General features: G+C 70.9%; 16 protein-coding genes and 2 pseudogenes. 10 read left to right on the top strand and 8 right to left on the bottom strand.

Going from position 1 to position 17,327, the window contains the following annotated elements; all coding sequences use genetic code 11:
• Positions 1–201: 201 nt before the first annotated feature.
• Together ABR738_RS05675 and ABR738_RS05670 are read right to left on the bottom strand one after the other, a co-directional pair.
• A complete protein-coding gene (locus tag ABR738_RS05675; protein ID WP_350228864.1) occupies positions 202–1,545 on the bottom strand; it encodes an LGFP repeat-containing protein in 1,344 nt (447 codons plus the stop codon).
• Positions 1,546–2,173: 628 nt separating this feature from the next.
• Complete coding sequence (locus tag ABR738_RS05670) at positions 2,174–2,497, bottom strand: hypothetical protein (protein ID WP_350228863.1); 324 nt, start codon at positions 2,495–2,497, stop codon at positions 2,174–2,176.
• A gap of 934 nt (positions 2,498–3,431) precedes the next feature.
• On the opposite strand from ABR738_RS05670, the gene ABR738_RS05665 reads away from it, so the two are divergent.
• The 6 genes and pseudogenes from ABR738_RS05665 to ABR738_RS05640 all read left to right on the top strand — a co-directional run bounded on the left by ABR738_RS05665 (position 3,432) and on the right by ABR738_RS05640 (position 6,943).
• Positions 3,432–4,658: a hydroxymethylcytosylglucuronate/cytosylglucuronate synthase gene (locus ABR738_RS05665; protein WP_350228862.1), complete on the top strand. Its 1,227-nt coding sequence runs from the start codon at positions 3,432–3,434 to the stop codon at positions 4,656–4,658.
• Positions 4,621–5,046 carry a histidine phosphatase family protein gene (locus ABR738_RS05660; protein ID WP_350234435.1) on the top strand — a complete coding sequence of 142 codons (426 nt, stop codon included), beginning with the start codon at positions 4,621–4,623 and terminating at the stop codon, positions 5,044–5,046. Before ABR738_RS05665 ends, ABR738_RS05660 begins: the two co-directional genes overlap by 38 nt.
• A pseudogene (locus tag ABR738_RS05655) lies at positions 5,043–5,156 on the top strand (histidine phosphatase family protein); the annotation flags it as partial. The gene ABR738_RS05660 and the pseudogene ABR738_RS05655, both read left to right, overlap by 4 nt.
• 175 nt (positions 5,157–5,331) lie before the next feature.
• Positions 5,332–5,853, top strand: a complete 522-nt coding sequence (locus ABR738_RS05650; protein ID WP_350228861.1) for an ATP-binding protein — start codon at positions 5,332–5,334, stop codon at positions 5,851–5,853.
• 309 nt (positions 5,854–6,162) lie between these two features.
• Positions 6,163–6,369, top strand: a pseudogene (locus ABR738_RS05645) (AMP-binding protein); the annotation flags it as partial.
• A gap of 67 nt (positions 6,370–6,436) precedes the next feature.
• Positions 6,437–6,943, top strand: a complete 507-nt coding sequence (locus ABR738_RS05640; protein ID WP_350228860.1) for an AMP-binding enzyme — start codon at positions 6,437–6,439, stop codon at positions 6,941–6,943.
• Positions 6,944–6,959: 16 nt separating this feature from the next.
• Here ABR738_RS05640 and ABR738_RS05635 read toward each other — a convergent pair whose 3' ends face one another.
• A complete protein-coding gene (locus ABR738_RS05635; RefSeq protein ID WP_350228859.1) occupies positions 6,960–7,625 on the bottom strand; it encodes a TetR/AcrR family transcriptional regulator in 666 nt (221 codons plus the stop codon).
• A 124-nt stretch (positions 7,626–7,749) separates the two neighbouring features.
• Between ABR738_RS05635 and ABR738_RS05630 the strand changes: the two genes are divergently transcribed.
• A complete protein-coding gene (locus ABR738_RS05630; protein WP_350234434.1) occupies positions 7,750–8,970 on the top strand; it encodes a cytochrome P450 in 1,221 nt (406 codons plus the stop codon).
• Between the two features lie 20 nt (positions 8,971–8,990).
• The gene (locus ABR738_RS05625; RefSeq protein ID WP_350228858.1) at positions 8,991–9,182 is read left to right on the top strand and encodes a ferredoxin; all 192 of its coding nucleotides are present in this window, start codon (positions 8,991–8,993) and stop codon (positions 9,180–9,182) included.
• A 462-nt stretch (positions 9,183–9,644) separates the two neighbouring features.
• On the opposite strand, the gene ABR738_RS05620 is transcribed toward ABR738_RS05625, so the two are convergent.
• Positions 9,645–10,241, bottom strand: a complete 597-nt coding sequence (locus tag ABR738_RS05620; RefSeq protein ID WP_350228857.1) for a TetR/AcrR family transcriptional regulator — start codon at positions 10,239–10,241, stop codon at positions 9,645–9,647.
• Between the two features lie 111 nt (positions 10,242–10,352).
• Between ABR738_RS05620 and ABR738_RS05615 the strand changes: the two genes are divergently transcribed.
• Both ABR738_RS05615 and ABR738_RS05610 read left to right on the top strand, forming a co-directional pair.
• Positions 10,353–11,543, top strand: a complete 1,191-nt coding sequence (locus ABR738_RS05615) for a cytochrome P450 (protein WP_350228856.1) — start codon at positions 10,353–10,355, stop codon at positions 11,541–11,543.
• Between the two features lie 5 nt (positions 11,544–11,548).
• Complete coding sequence (locus tag ABR738_RS05610) at positions 11,549–11,767, top strand: ferredoxin (protein WP_350228855.1); 219 nt, start codon at positions 11,549–11,551, stop codon at positions 11,765–11,767.
• Between the two features lie 14 nt (positions 11,768–11,781).
• Here ABR738_RS05610 and ABR738_RS05605 read toward each other — a convergent pair whose 3' ends face one another.
• The 4 genes from ABR738_RS05605 to ABR738_RS05590 form a co-directional block, all read right to left on the bottom strand.
• Positions 11,782–12,402, bottom strand: a complete 621-nt coding sequence (locus ABR738_RS05605) for an L-threonylcarbamoyladenylate synthase (RefSeq protein ID WP_350228854.1) — start codon at positions 12,400–12,402, stop codon at positions 11,782–11,784.
• Positions 12,403–12,487: 85 nt separating this feature from the next.
• Entirely contained in the window at positions 12,488–13,663 is a 1,176-nt protein-coding gene (locus ABR738_RS05600) for an alanine--tRNA ligase-related protein (protein WP_350228853.1), read from the bottom strand.
• A gap of 294 nt (positions 13,664–13,957) precedes the next feature.
• Positions 13,958–15,205: an alpha/beta hydrolase family protein gene (locus tag ABR738_RS05595; RefSeq protein WP_350228852.1), complete on the bottom strand. Its 1,248-nt coding sequence runs from the start codon at positions 15,203–15,205 to the stop codon at positions 13,958–13,960.
• A gap of 480 nt (positions 15,206–15,685) precedes the next feature.
• Positions 15,686–17,221, bottom strand: a complete 1,536-nt coding sequence (locus ABR738_RS05590; RefSeq protein ID WP_350228851.1) for an FAD-dependent monooxygenase — start codon at positions 17,219–17,221, stop codon at positions 15,686–15,688.
• Positions 17,222–17,327: the final 106 nt, after the last annotated feature.

Genomic DNA, 17,327 nt, shown 5'->3' with positions numbered 1-17,327 from the left:
CGGCCACGCGCGCCGCCCACGCGCGACGGCCACGTGCGCCGCCCACGCGCGACGGCCACGCGCGACGGCCTCGTATGCGCCGACCAGGCAGAAGGCGCCGCTGGAGGTGCTGCTCCTCGGCGTCGAGGCCAAGCTGTCCATCACGAAGGCCCCTCGCCGAGCCGGAAGGCTGACGAGGGGCTGCGTCGTGTCGTTACCGGCTCAGCCGGTGCACGCCATGGTGGCGTTCTGGGAATCCGGGTCGTTCCGGGTGCAGGTGTGCTGAGGGGCTGACAGGTCGCTGACGTGGGTCTGCCAGACGGCGCCCTGCCATTTGACCTGCGGGGCGGTGGAGTTGTCGAGGAGACGGGGGTAGCGCAGGACTTCCCATGAGGGGAACTTGTCCTTGGTCGTCGTGACGTCGAAGCCGGTGAAGGACTTGTTCTTGTCGTCGTACCCGTGCGGCGTCAGGTTCCAGGTCGCGTTGATCCGGCCGAGGTCTCCGAATCGGTAGCCCGGGACGTCCACGAAGGAGTTGACCGCCGAAATCGACACCTTGATGCCTCCGCCGGCGGTGGGCTCGACCCAGTATTCATTCTGGGGGATCGGGTCATCCTGGACGACTGTGGCGTGCGAGGTGCGGACGAGGGGCTTGGCGTCACGGCATCCGTTCAGCGTCGAGCTCGGGTCATGGACGCAGGAGTGTTCGACGTAGACGCCCACGCGGCCCGTTTCGGTGTCCCACGCGACGGTCACCTTGGATTCGGCGGCCGGGTCGGTGCTCCACTGGCGGTGGTTGCCGATGATGTCGTTCACGGGGTTGTTGTCGGTGGCGATGTAGCCGCGTACGACGACGATCCCCCGGTCTCCTCCCTGGGGCAGTAGGTACGCGGCCTCTTGCAGACCGCCATCACGCGACCTGCTGTCGGGGGTCAGGTACAGGTCGCGTACCTGTGCGTACTGCGGGTTGGGAGTCTCCTCGGGGGACCATGCGATGGGGCCGTGCTCGAACATCTGGCTGACGCCCTTGGCACCCGGAACCTGGACTTCGTCGCTGATGGGGTAGCCGTAGCGGCCGGACTCCCACTGTGCCTGTCCCCAGCGCTCGCCGATGCGACCCCAGACGGGGTGGGCACCGGTGTTGGGGGACCAGTAGACGGAGCCGCCCTGAAAGACTTGGCGCACGCCGTTGCCGTCAGGGAGCCGGATTTCGTCGCTGGTCGGGTAGCCGAGACTGCCGCCTTCCCAGCCGAGCTGCCCCCATTTGTCTCCGATGAGGCCCCAGATCGCGTGGGCCCCGCTGTTGGGGCTCCAGTAGATCGAGCCATGCTCGAAGACTTGGCGGGCGCCCCCGTCCTTGGAGACCGGGATTTCATCGGACTTCGGACAGCCCAGTGAGGCCTGTACGCCAGGTGTCTGCGTGTATTCGGTCCAGACGGCCCCGTCGACCGAGTGGCCCTCGTCGCAGAAGACCTGGGCCGATGCGGGAGCAGCCTGAACGCCCAGCAGAAGCAGGGCGCTTGAGGCTGCGAGGGCGAGAAGCTGCGACGCTCTGGTTCTGTTCATGTCGAACGAGTCTCTCTGCACGCGGGTGGCCCGGACCATGAGGTAAAGAGACGAAGACGGGTTGAAAACCAGTCAACAAGGATGGGGACGGCGACCGCGGCGGCTGCGGCAACCCGTACGCCCCGTTTCCGTATGGAAGCCAACCGTGATCCGGCCCGCCTCCCATCCCACTGGCGTTCAGCGCCCTGAATGGATCGACGGTCTTCCGGCTCCCGGTGCGGATGTCTCCATCACACGGGGCCGGAAGGCCCCGGTTCACTGCTGCCACGAGGCGGCTGCTCTTCACACCGGTATCGACAGTGACCGGTCTGGGCTGTGCGACGACGCTGCGCACGGTGTCTCGGAACCGGTCGGCCACCTCTGCCGCACTGCGGCACGGCCACCTGACGCGGCGCGGGTGACGTCGCCTCTCGCAGCATGGAAATCCTCGACACCGACGACGCCACCGGGGCGCCGCTCCGGCTGACCGGAGAGTACGAGCGCGACGAGGCCGGGCAAGCGGCATACCTGCGGCGGTCCGGACGACCAGGACAGGCGTGGGCGCGGATCTTTCCGGGCAGTGCTGTCGGCCCCGCCGGGGCCAACAGCCAAGGCGTGAACGTCCGTTCTCGACGAAGCCGAGGAAACGTCAGGCGCCGCTGAGGATCAGCAGACCCAGCGTGAGCTGAGAGCCCCATTGCACCAGGACGGCCCCGGTCCTGGCACCCGCCCACCGTGCGCGGGGCCACACCAACGCCAGAAGACCCGCCACCAGGGCTACCCAGAAGCAGCCGTAAAGGGCCTCGCCCGGGACTGTCGAGCACTGCTCGCCGTACATCAAGCAGCCAGTGCCGCGCTCGGTGGAGAGTACGGCGATCCACGCCACGACGACGGTCGGCACGAGCAAGACGAGTCCGGCGATGGACCATCCGGTCACGAAGCGGGCTACGGCGGGTTGCGGAGCAGTGTTCATGCCCCCATCTCAGCGCGCCGACTGCGCCCTCGTGATCCGAGCGCATACTCAACCATCCTGAGCAGACATGCTCAGACGACCTGTTGCGCCCCCTCCTGGGACGGCCCGGTCACCGTTCCAACGGCAGCGTCACGATCGTCGCCCTCACCGCCTTGTTGGTCCGCTGACGTTTGCCGACGGCCCTCAGGGGACGTGGGCGGCGAACTGCGCAAGACCGCCGATGAGTTCGTGTCGCTCGGCCGCGCGGTTCGGTCCACCAGCCCGCCGGCGAGCGGTGGGGTGCGGTGCGGTGACAGTCCTCCAGTCCCCGCCCGCCGCCTCGCCATGACGTGCTTCGAATCGCCTGCCACGTTCGGCGCCGCCTGAGTACGCACACTCAGGCGCGCGCACCCTTCGGGTGGTCATCATGGGCCCAGCCCCCGAGCCGACCGCATGTCGCCGCCGTCGCCGTCAACTTCCTTTTCACAGAGGCACGTACGAGACGAGCCGGTCGCCATCGCAGTCCCAGCCCGGCGTCCCGCAGGGTCTCGGGCCGCCCCCAGCCGCATTCAGGCCTCCCATTTCACCGATGCCCAGCACTTAGCCGACGGGTCCCTCCCAGTCGGCCGTGCGGCGCGCGCGGCAGTGGCGGCAGCGAGCCCGTAGCCGGGGCAGACGCCGGGCAAGGGGACGGGTGGTGGCTCCGCGAAGCAGGCCGCCCCGCCGTCCGCGAAGCTGCTCTTCCACCAGAACGCCCCAAGGCTTCCGACAAAAGGGACTGGGTCGCTGGTGAGTGGGTCACCGACAAGGGGTACGCCAAGACCGGCTTCAAGGACATCACAGGCTACGACCGCGCGAGCGGCGCCCCGCTGTGGAAGCTGCCCCTTGCCGCGACGGTCTGCGACACTACCCCGCAGAGCACGACGGACGGCATCAGCAACGGAGGTTGGTGACCATGCCCCGTGACGACGGGCCGGAGCGGGCACCGGCCGCCCGGGCTCCCGCCACGATCGTCTTCCGCGGCCACGACTTCGGCTGGGGAAGCGCCGGGAAGCTGCACGCCATCCTGACCGACCTCACCGACCAGGTCTCACCCCCGCCACGCCTGATCGGGGTGGGCACGGTGCTCGGCCGGCCCCTGCTCGCGAAGCTGCCGGTGGACACGTGGTACTACCGGCCCCCGACCACCACCGAGGGACTGCGCGCCCTGCTGCACAGGCACCGGGTGAGCGCGGCCCTCGTAGTGCTGGACGCGGAGTTCGCGTCGGCGCTGCTGGCCGCCGGGTGCCCCACGGTCTTCGTGGACAGCCTGCCCTACCTGTGGACCGGCAACGACACGATCCCGCACAACGCGACCCGCTACTGCGCCCAGCTCTGTGAATCCCTCCCCAGGACCTGCTGGGGCTCGCTGCGCGCCATAGAACGCCTGACCTGGACCGAGGCGATCCTCAGCGCCCCCGCACCGGCCCACCACGCCGGGACGCCCGGCCTGGCCGTGCTCAACCTCGGCGGGCTCCACTCGCCGCTTGGCGGCGACAGTGCCAACGCCTACCCCGGGCTGGTGGTGGAACCGACGCTTCGCGCGCTGGCCCAGGCGGGCCTTCGCACCGTGGAGATCTGCGGGAACGTCGACCCCGACACCTCCTGGGTACAGGGCGCCCGGCGCGCCGGGATCCCTGTCCGCGTCGGTCCGCGCTCCCACGCGGAGTTCCTGGCCCTGCTGGACCGGGCTCAGCTACTGGTGACCTCGCCGGGCCTGACCACGTTGCTGGAGGCTGCCCAGCGACGCCTGCCCACCGTCTGTCTCCCGCCGCAGAACGTCAGCCAGATCCTCAACGGGGACCGCTTCGCCACGGCGGTGGACGCGGCCTGCCGGGTGCCCTGGCCGCCGGAGGTCCTTGACCTGCGGCAGGTGGAAGCGGTGCGCGCACAAGGCGAACATGCCGCCCTTTCGGTCGTCTACGGGGCGATCGAACGGGCCGCGCGGCAGGCGGACACCCGGGTACGGGAACGGCTGCGACGGGACGTGTACGCCGCGGTCCGACGTGCCCGCCGGGTATCGGACTGGGGCGGCCTGCTCGGCCGGATGGGCACCCGCGGCGCGCACCAGGTGGTGCAGCGCCTCGGCGAAGTGCTCGCCGAGCATCCCGGGCCGACATCGGCGGGCAGGGAAACCGGATGATTCCGGCCGTCCTCCGGCACACGCGGCGGTCACCTCCTCGGAGGTCCACCTGCCCGACGACCGCCGAAGCCTGACCCGGCGGGGACATGCCGCCGCCCTGCGCCCCGTCGTGCGGCGTTACGGGCACGACGCCGTGTGGTGCTCCCGGCTGCGGCGGGCGGTGGAGACCTGGGGCCTCGCGGGCGCCGGACTCGGCGCCGCCGTCCATCTGCACAAGGACCTGAGAGAGCGTTCGTTCCCCTCCCTCGAAGGCCTCACGCTGCCGCAGATCGCCGCGCGGATCGTACCGGCGCAGAGACCGCGCTGGGACGCGTCTCGACCGACCTGGTCGACCCGCCCGGGAAGGAGTCCGTTCGCGCCGCGCGCCGGCGCCTCGTCGCGGCGGTGACCACGATCGTGGCGGAGGCCGCAGCGCTCGGGACGGAGCGGGTGCTCGTCGTCTCACACGGCGGCCCGTCGAGCTGGCTGCTGTGCCACCTGCTCGGCGTACCTCTGCGACGCAGCAGGATCTTCCGACACGGCCCAGGTCACTTCCACGTGTTGGAGGTGGACGACCAGCTGTCACTGACGAAGGCAATCGTTCTGAACACCGCCGAGCCGCCGGAATGGGAAGACCCGCCCCGGGGGGTCACGACGACGCGCTCGGGACGTCGAGGATGGGAAACGCAACGCCATGACACATGTGCCCGTCATCGTGGTCACCGGGCCGTCCGGCACGGGGAAGACCGTCACCTGTTGGGAGATCCGCGAAATCCTGCGGGAACGCGAGGTCGCCCACGCCCTGATCGACATGGACGACATCCGCTGGTGCCACGTCCCCGGCTCCCAGGACCGATTCAACCGTTCGCTCGGCGCCAAGAACCTCGCCGCGGTATGGGCCAACTTCCGCGACGCCGGCGCCGACCGGCTCGTCCTCAGCGGAATCGTGGAGCGCGCCGAGGACCTCGAACTCATCGAGGAGGCGGTGCCCGGCGCGGACATCACGGTCTACCGACTGCACGTGGCCGACTCCACCCTGGAGGGCCGGATGCGCGAGCGGGAACGCGGACGGGGCCTGACCCGCAACCTCAGCAGGGCCAGGGAGCTCACCGAGATCATGGCCCGCAACCGGATCGGGGACTTCCTGATCGACGCGGACCGAGGACTCGACGAGATCGCTCAGGAAATCGTCGACCTGAGCGGCTGGCTGCCCTGACCGAGCACGGGAGCGTGCGATGAAACTGAGTCTGCTGGTGACCCGGGAGGAAATCCTCGGGCTGCTGAACTCCGCCGAGGGAGATCGCGAGGACCCTGCGGCACGGGGTCCTCGACTCCTCGGTGGAATCACCGCACGAACCGCGGCAACTCGACCGCATCGCGGCCGCCGGGGGCCGCGGGCCCGGGTGCTGCTGCGCGTGAACGCCAAGCGCGCGGCTCCGGCCGGTGGGATGCACATGACCGGCGCGCCTTCGCAGTTCGGGATCGACGAAGAACTCCTCGGTCCTGCGGTCGCGGAGGGCGCGCGGTGCCCGCGAATCGACCTCACCGGCCTTTGTACGGCACCACCGAGTGCAAACGGATCTCCGTACTGGAGGTGGACGGGGATCTGCGCCGGCCCGGTTCCGTGGGCCGCCCGCTCGACGGGACGCAGGTCCGCGTCCTGGCCACCGACGGCACTTCGGTCCCGGCGGGAGAGGTGGAAGAGTTCGTGGTCCGCGGACCGCACGTGATGGCCGGGTACTGGCGCGCTCCCCGGCTGAGCGCCACCCGCTTCCGCACCGATCACGCACCGGCGAGGTGTGGCTGCACACGGGGACTTCGGGCATCTCGACGGCGAGGGCCACCTCCACTTCCATGGGCGTGGCGACGACCTGTTCAAGCGGCACGGCGTGCGCACCAGCGCCGCCGAGATCGAGTCCGTCGCCCGGGACGTACCGGGGGTGGAGCAGGCGGTGCTGGTGCCGCCCACCGACCGCCGCGACATGGTGCTGTGCGTCGTCACGACGATGTCGCCGGCCGAGGTGCTGCGCCACCTCGGTGAGCGGCTGGACCCGGCACGCGTGCCCGGCCACTGCCGGGTCTTCGACCGGTTCCCGCTCAGCTCGAACGGCAAGACGGATCGCGCCCGGCTGTCTCGGCAGGTGGCCGGCCGACAAGTACATCAGGGTTCGCGGCACGAGCCACCGGCTGATGGGCAGGTCGCGATCGAGGGGCCGTCCAGGTCCTGGTCCAGGCGGAGTTCCGGCCGGGGCGTTTGCGTCACGTCTCGACCGGTCCTGGCCCGCGGAGGCGTGCTGAGCTCCTGAATGCCCCTCTCAAGTCCTAGGCGTCGCCGGTCGGGGGCTGCCCGGGCCGGTGCCGGGGCGGGGCCGGGCTCAGGATGAGCGGCAGATACACCTCGTCGACGATGTCGGTGATGACGTCGTCCGTCACGGGGGAGCCGAACAGCAGGAACTGGTCACGCAGCAGGTCGGACGCGACCGTGGCCCGGCGGGAGTTCAGTACCGAAGGATCCACCTCACCCCGCTGGACGGCCCGTTCGAGGACGACCCGCACGGCGGCGGGCCGGACGGTGTGGATCCGCTGGCGGATCAGCTCGGCCAGTTCCTGATCGCGGGTCATCTCCGCGACGAGCCCGCGCATGATGTCGCCGAGCGGACTGGCCATCCTCGCCGCCATGCGCCGCAGCAGCTCCAGTACGTCGCCCCTGAGGTCGCCGGTGTCGGGGAGGTCGTCGTCGGAGAGCTTGCCCAACTTGCAGGCTTCCACGACCAGTTGGGCCCGGCTCGGCCAGCGCCGGTAGACGGCCGCCTTGCCGGTCCTGGCCCGGGCCGCCACCCGCTCCATGGTCAGCGAGGCGTAACCCACTTCGGCGAGCTCGTCCAAGGTCGCCAGCAAAATGGCGCGTTCCAGTTCCTCGCCCCGGCGCCGGGGGCCTTTGCGGTGGTCAAGGGGTGTCTCGGTGGCCGATTCGGCACTGTGGGGCACCTTGCCTCCCGCGTCTGTCCCATAGGGGCCGTTGCGTTCTCCAGGGGGGACAGCCTAGCCTCCCGATTAGAGAACTGTCCGTTCTTTAAAAGCGTCTGAGGTTTCGAGGGATTCGATGACCGAGATGACAGAGAAGACCACGACCATTCCCGCGCCCGAAGCTCCGGCCTTCCCGGCGGACCGCACCTGTCCCTATCAACTACCTGCCACCTACCGTCAGTTGAGGGACGCCCCGGACTCGCTGCGCCCCGTGACGCTCTACGACGGCCGACGTGCCTGGGTGGTGACCAAGCACGAGACGGCGCGCGCCCTGCTCGCCGACCCCCGGCTGTCCTCCGACCGCACACACGACGACTTTCCCGCCACCTCCCCGCGCTTCAAGGCCATCCGGCAGAACCGCCAGGCCTTCATCGGCATGGACCCGCCCGAGCACGGGCCGCGCCGGCGGATGATGATCAGCGAGTTCACCGTCAAGCGCATCAAGGGCATGCGCCCCGACATCGAGCGCATCGTGCACGGCTTCATCGACGACATGCTCGCCTCCGGTCCGCCCGCCGATCTGGTCAGTCAGTTCGCGCTGCCCGTCCCCTCGATGGTGATCTGCCAACTGCTCGGTGTGCCCTACGCCGATCACGACTTCTTCCAGGACGCGAGCCGGCGTCTGTTGCAGGCCGAGGACGTCGCGGGCGCGTCCGCCGCGCGCGACGACCTCCAGCACTACCTGGACGGACTGATCGCCAAGATGCAGTCCGAACCCGGCCCCGGCCTTCTGAACAAGCTGGTCACGCACCAGTTGGCGGAGGGCGGGATCGACCGCGAGGAGCTGATCTCCTCCGCGTTGCTGCTGCTCGTCGCCGGCCATGAGACCACCGCCTCGATGACCTCGCTCAGCGTGATCACCCTGCTCGAACACCCCGACCAGCACGCCGCCCTGCGGGCCGATCCGTCCCTGGTGCCGGGAGCGGTCGAGGAGTTGCTGCGCGTTCTGGCCATCGCCGACATCGCGGGCGGGCGGCTGGCCACCGCCGACATCGAGATCGACGGGCAGGTGATCCGCGCGGGCGAAGGCGTGATCGTCACCAACTCCATTGCCAACCGCGACGCTTCGGTCTTCGAGGACCCGGACACGCTCGACGTGCGTCGCTCGGCCCGCCACCATCTGTCCTTCGGGTACGGGGTGCACCAGTGCCTGGGCCAGAACCTGGCCCGCCTGGAACTGGAGGTCATCCTCACCACGCTGTTCGACCGGATACCGACCCTGCGCCTCGCGGTGCCCGTGGAGCGGCTGACGCTGCGCCCGGGCTCGACGATCCAGGGCGTCAACGAACTCCCGGTCACCTGGTGACCGGGGAGAAAGGTGGCGCCATGCGCGTCATCGCCGACCGGAACGTCTGCGTCGGCGCCGGACTCTGCGCGCTGACCGCGCCCGGCGTCTTCGACCAGGACGACGACGGTCTCGTCGAGGTGATCACGCCCGAACCCGAAGGCGCGGAGCAGGCCGCGGCCCGCCAGGCCGGAAGCCTCTGCCCATCGGGCGCGGTCCGGGTCACGCAGTAGCGGCACGGTCCGGTCCGGCGCGGTCCCGCGCGGCGTCGTCCCACTCCGCCTCGCGGCCGCCGCCCCCGGGCCGGACCGGGGTTGCCGGCCGGGCCACAGCCCGGGCCGCCTCGCCCTCGCCCAGCCCAGCCCAGCCCAGCTTGGCCCGGCCCAGCTTGGCCCGATGCCGCCGGGCCGGGCGGCGACCGTGTCGAAGAGCGCGGCGTCACGCAGGGCCGCGATCACGTCGTCGTCGGGGATGCCGGTGTTCCAGAGCGTCAGGTTGTCCCTGACCGTGCCCTCGAACAGGGAGATGTCCAGCCCAGCTTGGCCCGGCCCGCCCCGGCCCAGCTCGGCCCAGCCCAGCCTGGCCCGGCCCCGGCTCGGGCCAGCTCGGCCCCGGCCCAGCCCGGACCGCGTGCCGCCGTGGCGCACCGAAGTAACCACCCCCAACAGCAAGGGGGTTGACCACCTACGGCCCCGCTAGGCCGACCCCTCCTCGGGGTTTGCCCAGAGATGGTCAAGCGTGTCCACCACGAGGCGGCAGACGGTGTCCGGGTCGGCGCTCGCCAGCGGCTCCCGGGCCACGACCGTCCGCATGAGCCCGATGCCGAGCAGCCAGGCCATGGCCAGATCGGCGCGCAGGGCCCCGTCCTTGGCGCCCGAGAGCGCGGCCAGGGCGCTCTGATACTGCTCGCCCAGCTCCCGCAGCGTCCCGGTCGCCTCGTCGCCCCGGCCGATGGAGCGCAGATACACCTCGAGCGAGCGGTCGGCCGAGCCGGCCGCGCTGCTGGACAGCATCGAGCGCAGGGCCGTCTCGAAGAGCTCTTCCGGTGGCGTGGCACGCAGTTGTTCCAGGCCGCCCCGGGCGACGACCTCCGTGAGCAGCCCCTGCTTGGACCCGAAGTAACGGAACAGCAGGGCCTGGTTGGCCCCGGCCCGCTCGGCGATCTCGCGGACGGTCACCCCTTCGTAGCCGCGCTCCGCGAACAGATCGCGGGCGGCGTCGAGCAGTCGGCGCCGGGTGGCTCCGGCGTCGCGGCGGCGCTCGCCGGTGGCCGGGCCGGGGGCTTGATCCATGGGGACATTCCTCTCAGACGGCCCGTCAGGATAACGGCCACAATGCGCCGTTGACCGCCCGGAGGGCCGGCCCTACCGTTGTAAGCAGCTGCTTACATCTGGGAGGCCACAGTGACGACAGCCGACATCACACCCCTCGCCTATCCCTTCAACACCGCCGACGGACTCCAGCTCGCCGACGCGTACGAGCGCGCCCGCGAACTGCCCGGCCTGTTGAGGGTCCAGCTGCCGTACGGCGAGCCGGCCTGGCTCGTCACCCGCTACGCCGACGCCCGGCTCGTCCTCGGCGACCAGCGCTTCAGCCGCGCCGAGGCCGCCCTGCACGACGAGCCCCGCCAGTCCGAGGGGCGTACCGTCAGCGGGATCCTCGGCATGGACCCGCCCGACCACACCCGGCTGCGCTCCCTGGTGGCGCGGGCGTTCACCGTCCGCCAAGTCGAAAAGCTCCGCCCCCAGGTCCGCGAACTCATCACCAGCCTGCTCGACGACCTGGAGGAGGCGGGTCCACCCGCCGACCTGGTGGACACCTACGCGCTGCCCCTGCCGGTGGCGGTGATCTGTCAACTGCTCGGCGTGCCCACCGAGGACCGCCCCCGCTTCCGGGTCTGGAGCGACGCGGCCCTGTCGACGAGCTCCCTGACGGCGGAGGAGTTCGAGGCCAACCGGGAGGAACTGCGCGCCTATATGCGCGAGTTGATCGCCGTGCACCGCGAGGATCCTCAGGACGACCTGATGACGGCGCTCATCGAGGCGCGCGACGGCCGCGACCGCCTCTCGGAGCTCGAACTCGTCGATCTGTGCGTGACGATCCTGGTGGCGGGCCACGAGACCACCGCCTCCCAGATCCCCAACTTCGCCCTCACCCTGCTGGAGAACCCCGAACAGCTGGCGCGGCTGCGGGCCCGGCCCGAACTCGTCGTGAACGCCGTGGAGGAGCTGTTGCGCTTCGTCCCCCTGGGAAGCGGCGCGGGCCAGGCCCGCTATGCCACCGAGGACATCGAAGTGGGCGGCACCCTGGTGCGGGCCGGCACCCCGGTCCTGGTCGCCGCCGGCGCCGCCAACCGCGACGCGCTGCGGTTCAGCGCCCCCGGCGTGCTCGACATCACCCGGGACGGCAACCAGCACCTCGGTTTCGGCCACGGAGTGCACCACTGCCTCGGCGCACCGCTGGCCCGGCTGGAACTCCAGGAGGCGCTGAGCGCCCTCATCACCCGCTTCCCCGGCCTGAAACTGGCCGGCGACGTGACCTGGAAGTCAGAGATGCTGGTCCGTGGGCCGCGTGTCATGCCGGTCGCGTGGTGAGCGCCATGACCTGGACCGTACGCGTGGATCCGCAGCTGTGTCTGGCCTCGGGCATGTGCGCGGGAGCGGCCCCCGAGGTGTTCGCGCTGGACGGCGGGCACGCGCGGGTGCTGCCGGACGGCGTGGAACCGGACGAGCTGCTTCTGGACATCGCCGACGCCTGTCCCGCCCAGGCGATCACGGTGTCCGACGCGAGCGGCGTCATCGGACCCCGCCGCGACTGACACCGGGCACGCGGCTACTCGAAGCGGGAGGTGTCGCCCGCTCCCCGGCGTACGATCTCCAGCTCGCCGCTGGAGAAGTCGAGCACCGTGGTCGGCTCGGTACCGCAGTCACCGGAGTCGAGGACGGCGTCCACCACGTGCTCAAGACGCTCCTTGATCTCCCAGCCCTGCGTCATCGGCTCGTCCTCGTCGGGCAGCAGCAGGGTGCTGGAGAGCAGGGGCTCGCCCAGCTCCTCCAGGAGGGCCTGAGCCACGGCGTGGTCGGGGATCCGCACGCCGACGGTCTTCTTCTTCGGGTGCAGCAGCTGACGCGGCACCTCCCGGGTCGCGGGCAGGATGAACGTGTAACTGCCGGGCGTGGCCGCCTTGATCGCGCGGAACACGTCATTGTCGATCTGCACGAACTGACCCAGCTGGGCAAAGTTCTGGCACACCAGAGTGAAGTGATGGCGGTCGTCCAGGGCGCGGATCGACCGGATCCGGTTGATGCCGTCGCGGCTGCCCAGCTGGCAGCCCAACGCATAGCAGGAGTCGGTCGGGTAGGCGACGAGCGCGCCGGAACGGATGCTGTCCGCCACACTGCTGATGGTGCGCCGCTGAGGGTTGTCGGGGTGCACGTCGAAGTACTTTGCCATCCGCCGAGTCTAAGGTCCCGGCAGCTGGGCGCCCCGCCCACCGGGGGCGGGGCGCCCCGCGCGCCCCGCCAACCGGTGCCCGGCCTCACCCCGACGAACCCCCGCGAAGGCCGCGCACCAGGTCGCGGGGCAGGCCGTGGGTGTCGTGCAGATAGTGGTAGTCCTCCTCGTCGAGGCCGTGGGAGAAACGGGGCTGGGACAGGACGCGCCTGCCCCGCTCCAGGAGCCGGGTGAAGCGCCGCTCCTCGTCGAGCAGCACCTCACGGACCTCGCCCGGAAGGCGGCTCTGACCGAAGTGGCCGAGCGTGTGCTGGAACAGCTCCCCGGGCAGATCCCCGAGTGTCCGGGAGGAATCGGCCTCCCACAGCGTGGTGAGCACTCGCCGGATCAGCCGGCGCAGGACGTACCCGCGCCCGGTGTTGGACGGCGGCACGCCGTCGCCGATCACCACGATGGCCGACCGCACATGGTCGACCACCAGACGCAGCGGCGGTTCCTCCAGCGGCCACAGCGAAGGCACCGTACGCATCCACGGCTCGAACAGATCGATCTCGAAGACCGACCTCTTGCCCTGGAGGACGGCGGCGAGCCGTTCCAGGCCGAGACCGGTGTCGACGTTCGGCCGCGGCAGGGGGCCGAGGGCGCCGTCCTCACCGCGCCGGTAGCGCATCATCACGTGGTTCCACACCTCCACCCATCGCTCGTCGCCCGTCGGTGTCGACCGGGGCGGGGTGTCTCCCGTCCAGATGAAGATCTCCGAGTCGGGCCCGCAGGGACCGGACGGCCCGTTGGACCACCAGTTCTCCCGCGTGGTCAGCTCGACCGGCACCCCGCGCTCCTCCCAGGTCCGCAGGGAAGCGGTGTCGGGGCCGGCGTCCTGGTCTCCGCCGAAGACCGTGGCGTGCAGCAGCTTCGGGTCCACGCCGAAGCCGTCGACGAGCAGGTCGTGGCCCCAGGCGATGCTTTGCGAGCCGTCGTAGTCGCCGAGCGACCAGGTGCCCAGCATCTCGAAGACCGTCAGATGCGTGGTGTCGCCCACCTCGTCCAGATCGGTGGTGCGCAGACAGCGCTGCACATTGACCAGTCGCCCGCCGGACGGGTGGGAGCGGCCCTCCAGGTACGGGGTGAGCGGATGCATGCCGGAGGTGGTGAACAGCACGGGGTCTTGCGGAGGCGGCAGCAGGTTCGATCCCGTGACGCGCCGGTGGCCCCGGTCCTGGAAGTACTCGACGAAGGTGGCGATGACGCGCTCGGTGTCCATGTCCGCGGATCCTTTGGTGCGGGGCGGCCGGGAGCGGCACCGCGGCAGGGGATGCGTGACAGGGATCCACAGGATGCGTGACAGGGATCCACAAGGAGAATCCGACCATCCACCGACGGGCCGTTTCCGGTCGCCGGGGGAGGGGGGTGAGGTCAGGCGGCGGCAACCGGCGAGCTGGTCGCTCGCGCGGTCGAGGCGCCGATACAGATGATGACCTTCATGCCCACCACGGTACTGCGGCGGGCGGCCGGTCCGCATCCGAATTGCGCTCGCCCCCAGGCCCCGCGCCTCTGGTCACTTCACGAACCGCACCTGCGGGAAGCGCTCGGAGGGACCGTCGAGCAGAGGGCGGTCCCGGCCCCTCAGCCAGCGGTCGAAGAAGGCCGACACATATGCCTCCTGCGCGGCCACCGAATGCCCCGGCTCAACGGTGCCCATGTTGGCGGCGACGGTCTTCCCGGAAAGCCCCAACGGGACGGCCAGCTGCGGTATTTCGGACTGGAGGTCGGTATAGCTCGCATGCTCGGCGCCGGTGAGAGTCAGGTCCCTCAGCCACCCGCTGCTGTGCCGCCACGCCGCGTCCCAGGACGCGACCGTGTGGTGATTGTCCCCCTCCTTGCCCATCAGCAGCAGGGGCCGGTCGACGCCGTCCACTCCGACCGAGGACGGGTTCGCCGGGTCGTCGTCGCGCTGGGTGTAACCAAGGACACCGTCCAGGTCGGCCGCCGCCTTGATGCGCCGGTCGTCGTGCAGGCTCTGCGCGGCCGTGAACCCGCCTGCGGACTGCCCGAACATCCCCACGGTGGCGAGGTCGAGCGCCCCGCGCAGCTGACCGGGCAGCTGCCCCAGCTGGTCCAGTACGAACCGCGTGTCCGCCACGCGCACCGCCATGGTCTTCTTCAACAGCGCGGTGACCTGCTCGTCGCCGCCGTTGGCCGCCTTGTCGAACTCCCGCGGCAGCACGGACTTCTCCACGCGCCCGCCCGGGAACTCGACCGCCGTCGCGTCGTAGGTGTGGTCGATCATCACCACCACATAACCCCGTGACGCGAGATCGTCGCACAGGGTCGTGCCCAGGCTCCGTGGATCCGCGGCGCCTGGCGAGTACAGCACCACGGGGAAACCGTGTGCGCCGTGCGCCGCGATCGGCGCCCCCTCAAACGCATGGCTTCGCGTGACCGCCCAGTCGACCCGGCCCTTCGGTATGTCCGTGAGATTGTTCAGCGCGTCGAACCCGGCCGCCTCGCCCGGCGACATCTGCGGCGCCCTTGAATGGCCGGCGACATTACGTGCGGGGTAGCGGACACTCACCATCAGCTCCCGGTGGGGACGCGAGCCCACCCACGGGTCGGGGCGGCTGTCATCGGTGAGGTGCAGTGCTGTCGTGCCGACCGGATACGGTCCCGTTGGCGCGGGCAGTGTCACCCGCGCCCGCGCCGACGACGGGGCCCCACTGACAGCCGGAGCGACGCAGCCCAGGCACGCGGCGGCGGTCAGTGCGACGGCGGACAGGAATGCCTTGCGGGAGAGTGAACTGGTCATGAGTCAAGGCTGGCTCAGCGGCCGCCTCCACACCATCGTGGAGCCCCCCGCGCGGGGGGTTCGGATTTCCCGAACCCCCGCGCGCGCCCCGGCGCGTAGACCGCCCCGGCGCAGACCGCTCACGTGAGGGGCGTACGGCAGCGGACCCGGCGAGGGGCGGCTCCCTGATGGGGGGAGTACCAGGGGGCGGCCGTACCCCCTCGCCGGGCGCCTCCCCGGTGGCGGCGAGGCCGGCCTGGAACTCCCGCGGTCGCCCTGCCGGATGCGCCTGCCCACCGGGAGTATGTGGTGGTGCGTGCCGTGCGGATGGATCGGGCGGTCCCGCCCAGGCGTTCAGGAGGGCCCCCGTCCGGTACGTCCTTACCCTCGCAGCGCCCGGGGGCCCTGTACAGATGGATTCTGGACGCCGACGTACGGAATCCGCACCACGCCGGGCGGAGCGTCAACTCCCATACACATTACGTGTGTTGGGGAACGGCATCAGAGTTCCGGGCCGCCGAGCCAGCGGTCGGCCGCGCGCTCGAACGCGACGGGGTCCGGGACGCGCTCGCCCGCCCAGGCGACCACGCCGTCGGGCCGGACAAGGACGGCGCCGAGGCCGAGGTCGTCGTCAACCGGGCCCGCCACGTACCGGATCCGGCCCTCGCGGTCCTTGGCCGAACCGCTCAGACGGTGCTCGGTGCTGAAGTCGAGCGCGACCGCGCGTCCGTCCCGCAACAGGTCGCCGATGTGCCTGCCGTCCTTGAGGCGGAAGTCCGGGACGCTGCGCCCCGCCAGCGGGTGTTCGTCGCCGAGGTCGTAGCGGACCCACGTCCCCGAAAGCCGCGTGAACACATAGGCGGTGCCGTCGCCGGTCCCGATGAGGTCGCGCACCACGCCCTTGAGTGCCTGGCCGATCGGGCCGGGCTGCATGACCGCCACCTGGGCGCGCGACCAGTCGAGCACGGCCGCCCCGACCGGATGGCGCTCAGCGCTGTACGTGTCCAGCAGCCCATCCGGCGCGTCCTTGCGCACGGTCGCCGCGAGCTTCCACCCGAGGTTCATGGCGTCGCCGATGCCGAGGTTGAGTCCCTGCCCGCCGAGCGGGGAGTGGATGTGGGCGGCGTCCCCCGCCAGCAGGACGCGCCCGCGCCGGTAGCTCGGCACCTGCATCGAGCGATCGGTGAAACTGGAGGCGAGGCGGACGTCGCTCAAGGTCGCGTCGGTGCCCGATATGCGGCGAAGGACCTCCTGGAGATGGTCCCTGGTCGGCGGCCGCGAGCGGTCGAACGCGCCGCCGTCGAAGTCCATCATGGCGATGTATCCCTGCCCCAGCCGCAGGTACATGCCCCGGGGGGTGGGGACGAACCCGAAGCTCAGCTCCTCGGGACCGGCGATCGTGCCCTCGAGGACGTATCCCGTCAACTGCGGCCCGGTGCCGGTGAATTCGAAGCCGGCGAGACCGCGCACCGTGCTGCGCCCGCCGTCGCAGCCGACCAGCCAGCGCGCCGCGTACTCGTCCTCGCCGGCCCGGGCCACCACACCCTCGTCGTCCTGGGTGAGGCCGGACACCGCGACGCCGTACCGGACCTCCACACCGAGCCGGGCGGCCCGCTCGGCCAGCAGGGTCTCGACCGCTTCGAGGTCGGTCGGCATGCGCAGCGGCGCCGGGCTCGGCAGCCAGAACGGCAGGGCGGTGACATCGACCTTCGCCGGGTCGAGCAGCATGCCCGCGAAATGGCCCCCGGCGCGCGGGGCCCCGGGGGTGTCGGCGCCGGGGGAGGCGCCCGGTCCTGCGACGGGGCCGAAGACCTCGTGCGTACCGGAGGCCGCCACCAGGTCGTCCAGCATTCCGCGGCGGTAGAACCCCTCGACCGACGCGGCGGACAGACCCCGCAGCCCGAGCGGCTTCGCCTTGAGCGGGGAACGGCCCTGGGGCTCCCGCTCCAGGACCAGGACGGAACAGCCCGCGAGGCCGAGTTCGCAGGCGAGGAACAGTCCGACCGGGCCTGCGCCCACGATCACTACGTCATGCATGAGGGGTCCCCTTCACCGACGGCCGGGTGGACACCCGGCCTGACCCCTTGGAAGGTGCCAGCCCCCGCCGACACCGGACCGACAGCCGCCGACACCCCACCGACAC

The sequence above is a fragment of the Streptomyces sp. Edi4 genome, assembly GCF_040253615.1.
In the GTDB taxonomy this organism is placed as follows: domain Bacteria; phylum Actinomycetota; class Actinomycetes; order Streptomycetales; family Streptomycetaceae; genus Streptomyces.
The sequence above is the reverse complement of the archived record's forward strand: the minus strand, read 5'-3'. Positions and strand labels throughout refer to the sequence as shown.

Coding starts and splice junctions, on each gene's coding strand:
- ABR738_RS05675 (WP_350228864.1), bottom strand. CDS start 1,545: ATGAACAGAACCAGAGCGTCGCAGCTTCTCGCCCTCGCAGCCTCAAGC.
- ABR738_RS05670 (WP_350228863.1), bottom strand. CDS start 2,497: ATGAACACTGCTCCGCAACCCGCCGTAGCCCGCTTCGTGACCGGATGG.
- ABR738_RS05665 (WP_350228862.1), top strand. CDS start 3,432: ATGCCCCGTGACGACGGGCCGGAGCGGGCACCGGCCGCCCGGGCTCCC.
- ABR738_RS05650 (WP_350228861.1), top strand. CDS start 5,332: ATGACACATGTGCCCGTCATCGTGGTCACCGGGCCGTCCGGCACGGGG.
- ABR738_RS05630 (WP_350234434.1), top strand. CDS start 7,750: ATGACAGAGAAGACCACGACCATTCCCGCGCCCGAAGCTCCGGCCTTC.
- ABR738_RS05625 (WP_350228858.1), top strand. CDS start 8,991: ATGCGCGTCATCGCCGACCGGAACGTCTGCGTCGGCGCCGGACTCTGC.
- ABR738_RS05620 (WP_350228857.1), bottom strand. CDS start 10,241: ATGGATCAAGCCCCCGGCCCGGCCACCGGCGAGCGCCGCCGCGACGCC.
- ABR738_RS05610 (WP_350228855.1), top strand. CDS start 11,549: ATGACCTGGACCGTACGCGTGGATCCGCAGCTGTGTCTGGCCTCGGGC.
- ABR738_RS05605 (WP_350228854.1), bottom strand. CDS start 12,402: ATGGCAAAGTACTTCGACGTGCACCCCGACAACCCTCAGCGGCGCACC.
- ABR738_RS05600 (WP_350228853.1), bottom strand. CDS start 13,663: ATGGACACCGAGCGCGTCATCGCCACCTTCGTCGAGTACTTCCAGGAC.
- ABR738_RS05595 (WP_350228852.1), bottom strand. CDS start 15,205: ATGACCAGTTCACTCTCCCGCAAGGCATTCCTGTCCGCCGTCGCACTG.
- ABR738_RS05590 (WP_350228851.1), bottom strand. CDS start 17,221: ATGCATGACGTAGTGATCGTGGGCGCAGGCCCGGTCGGACTGTTCCTC.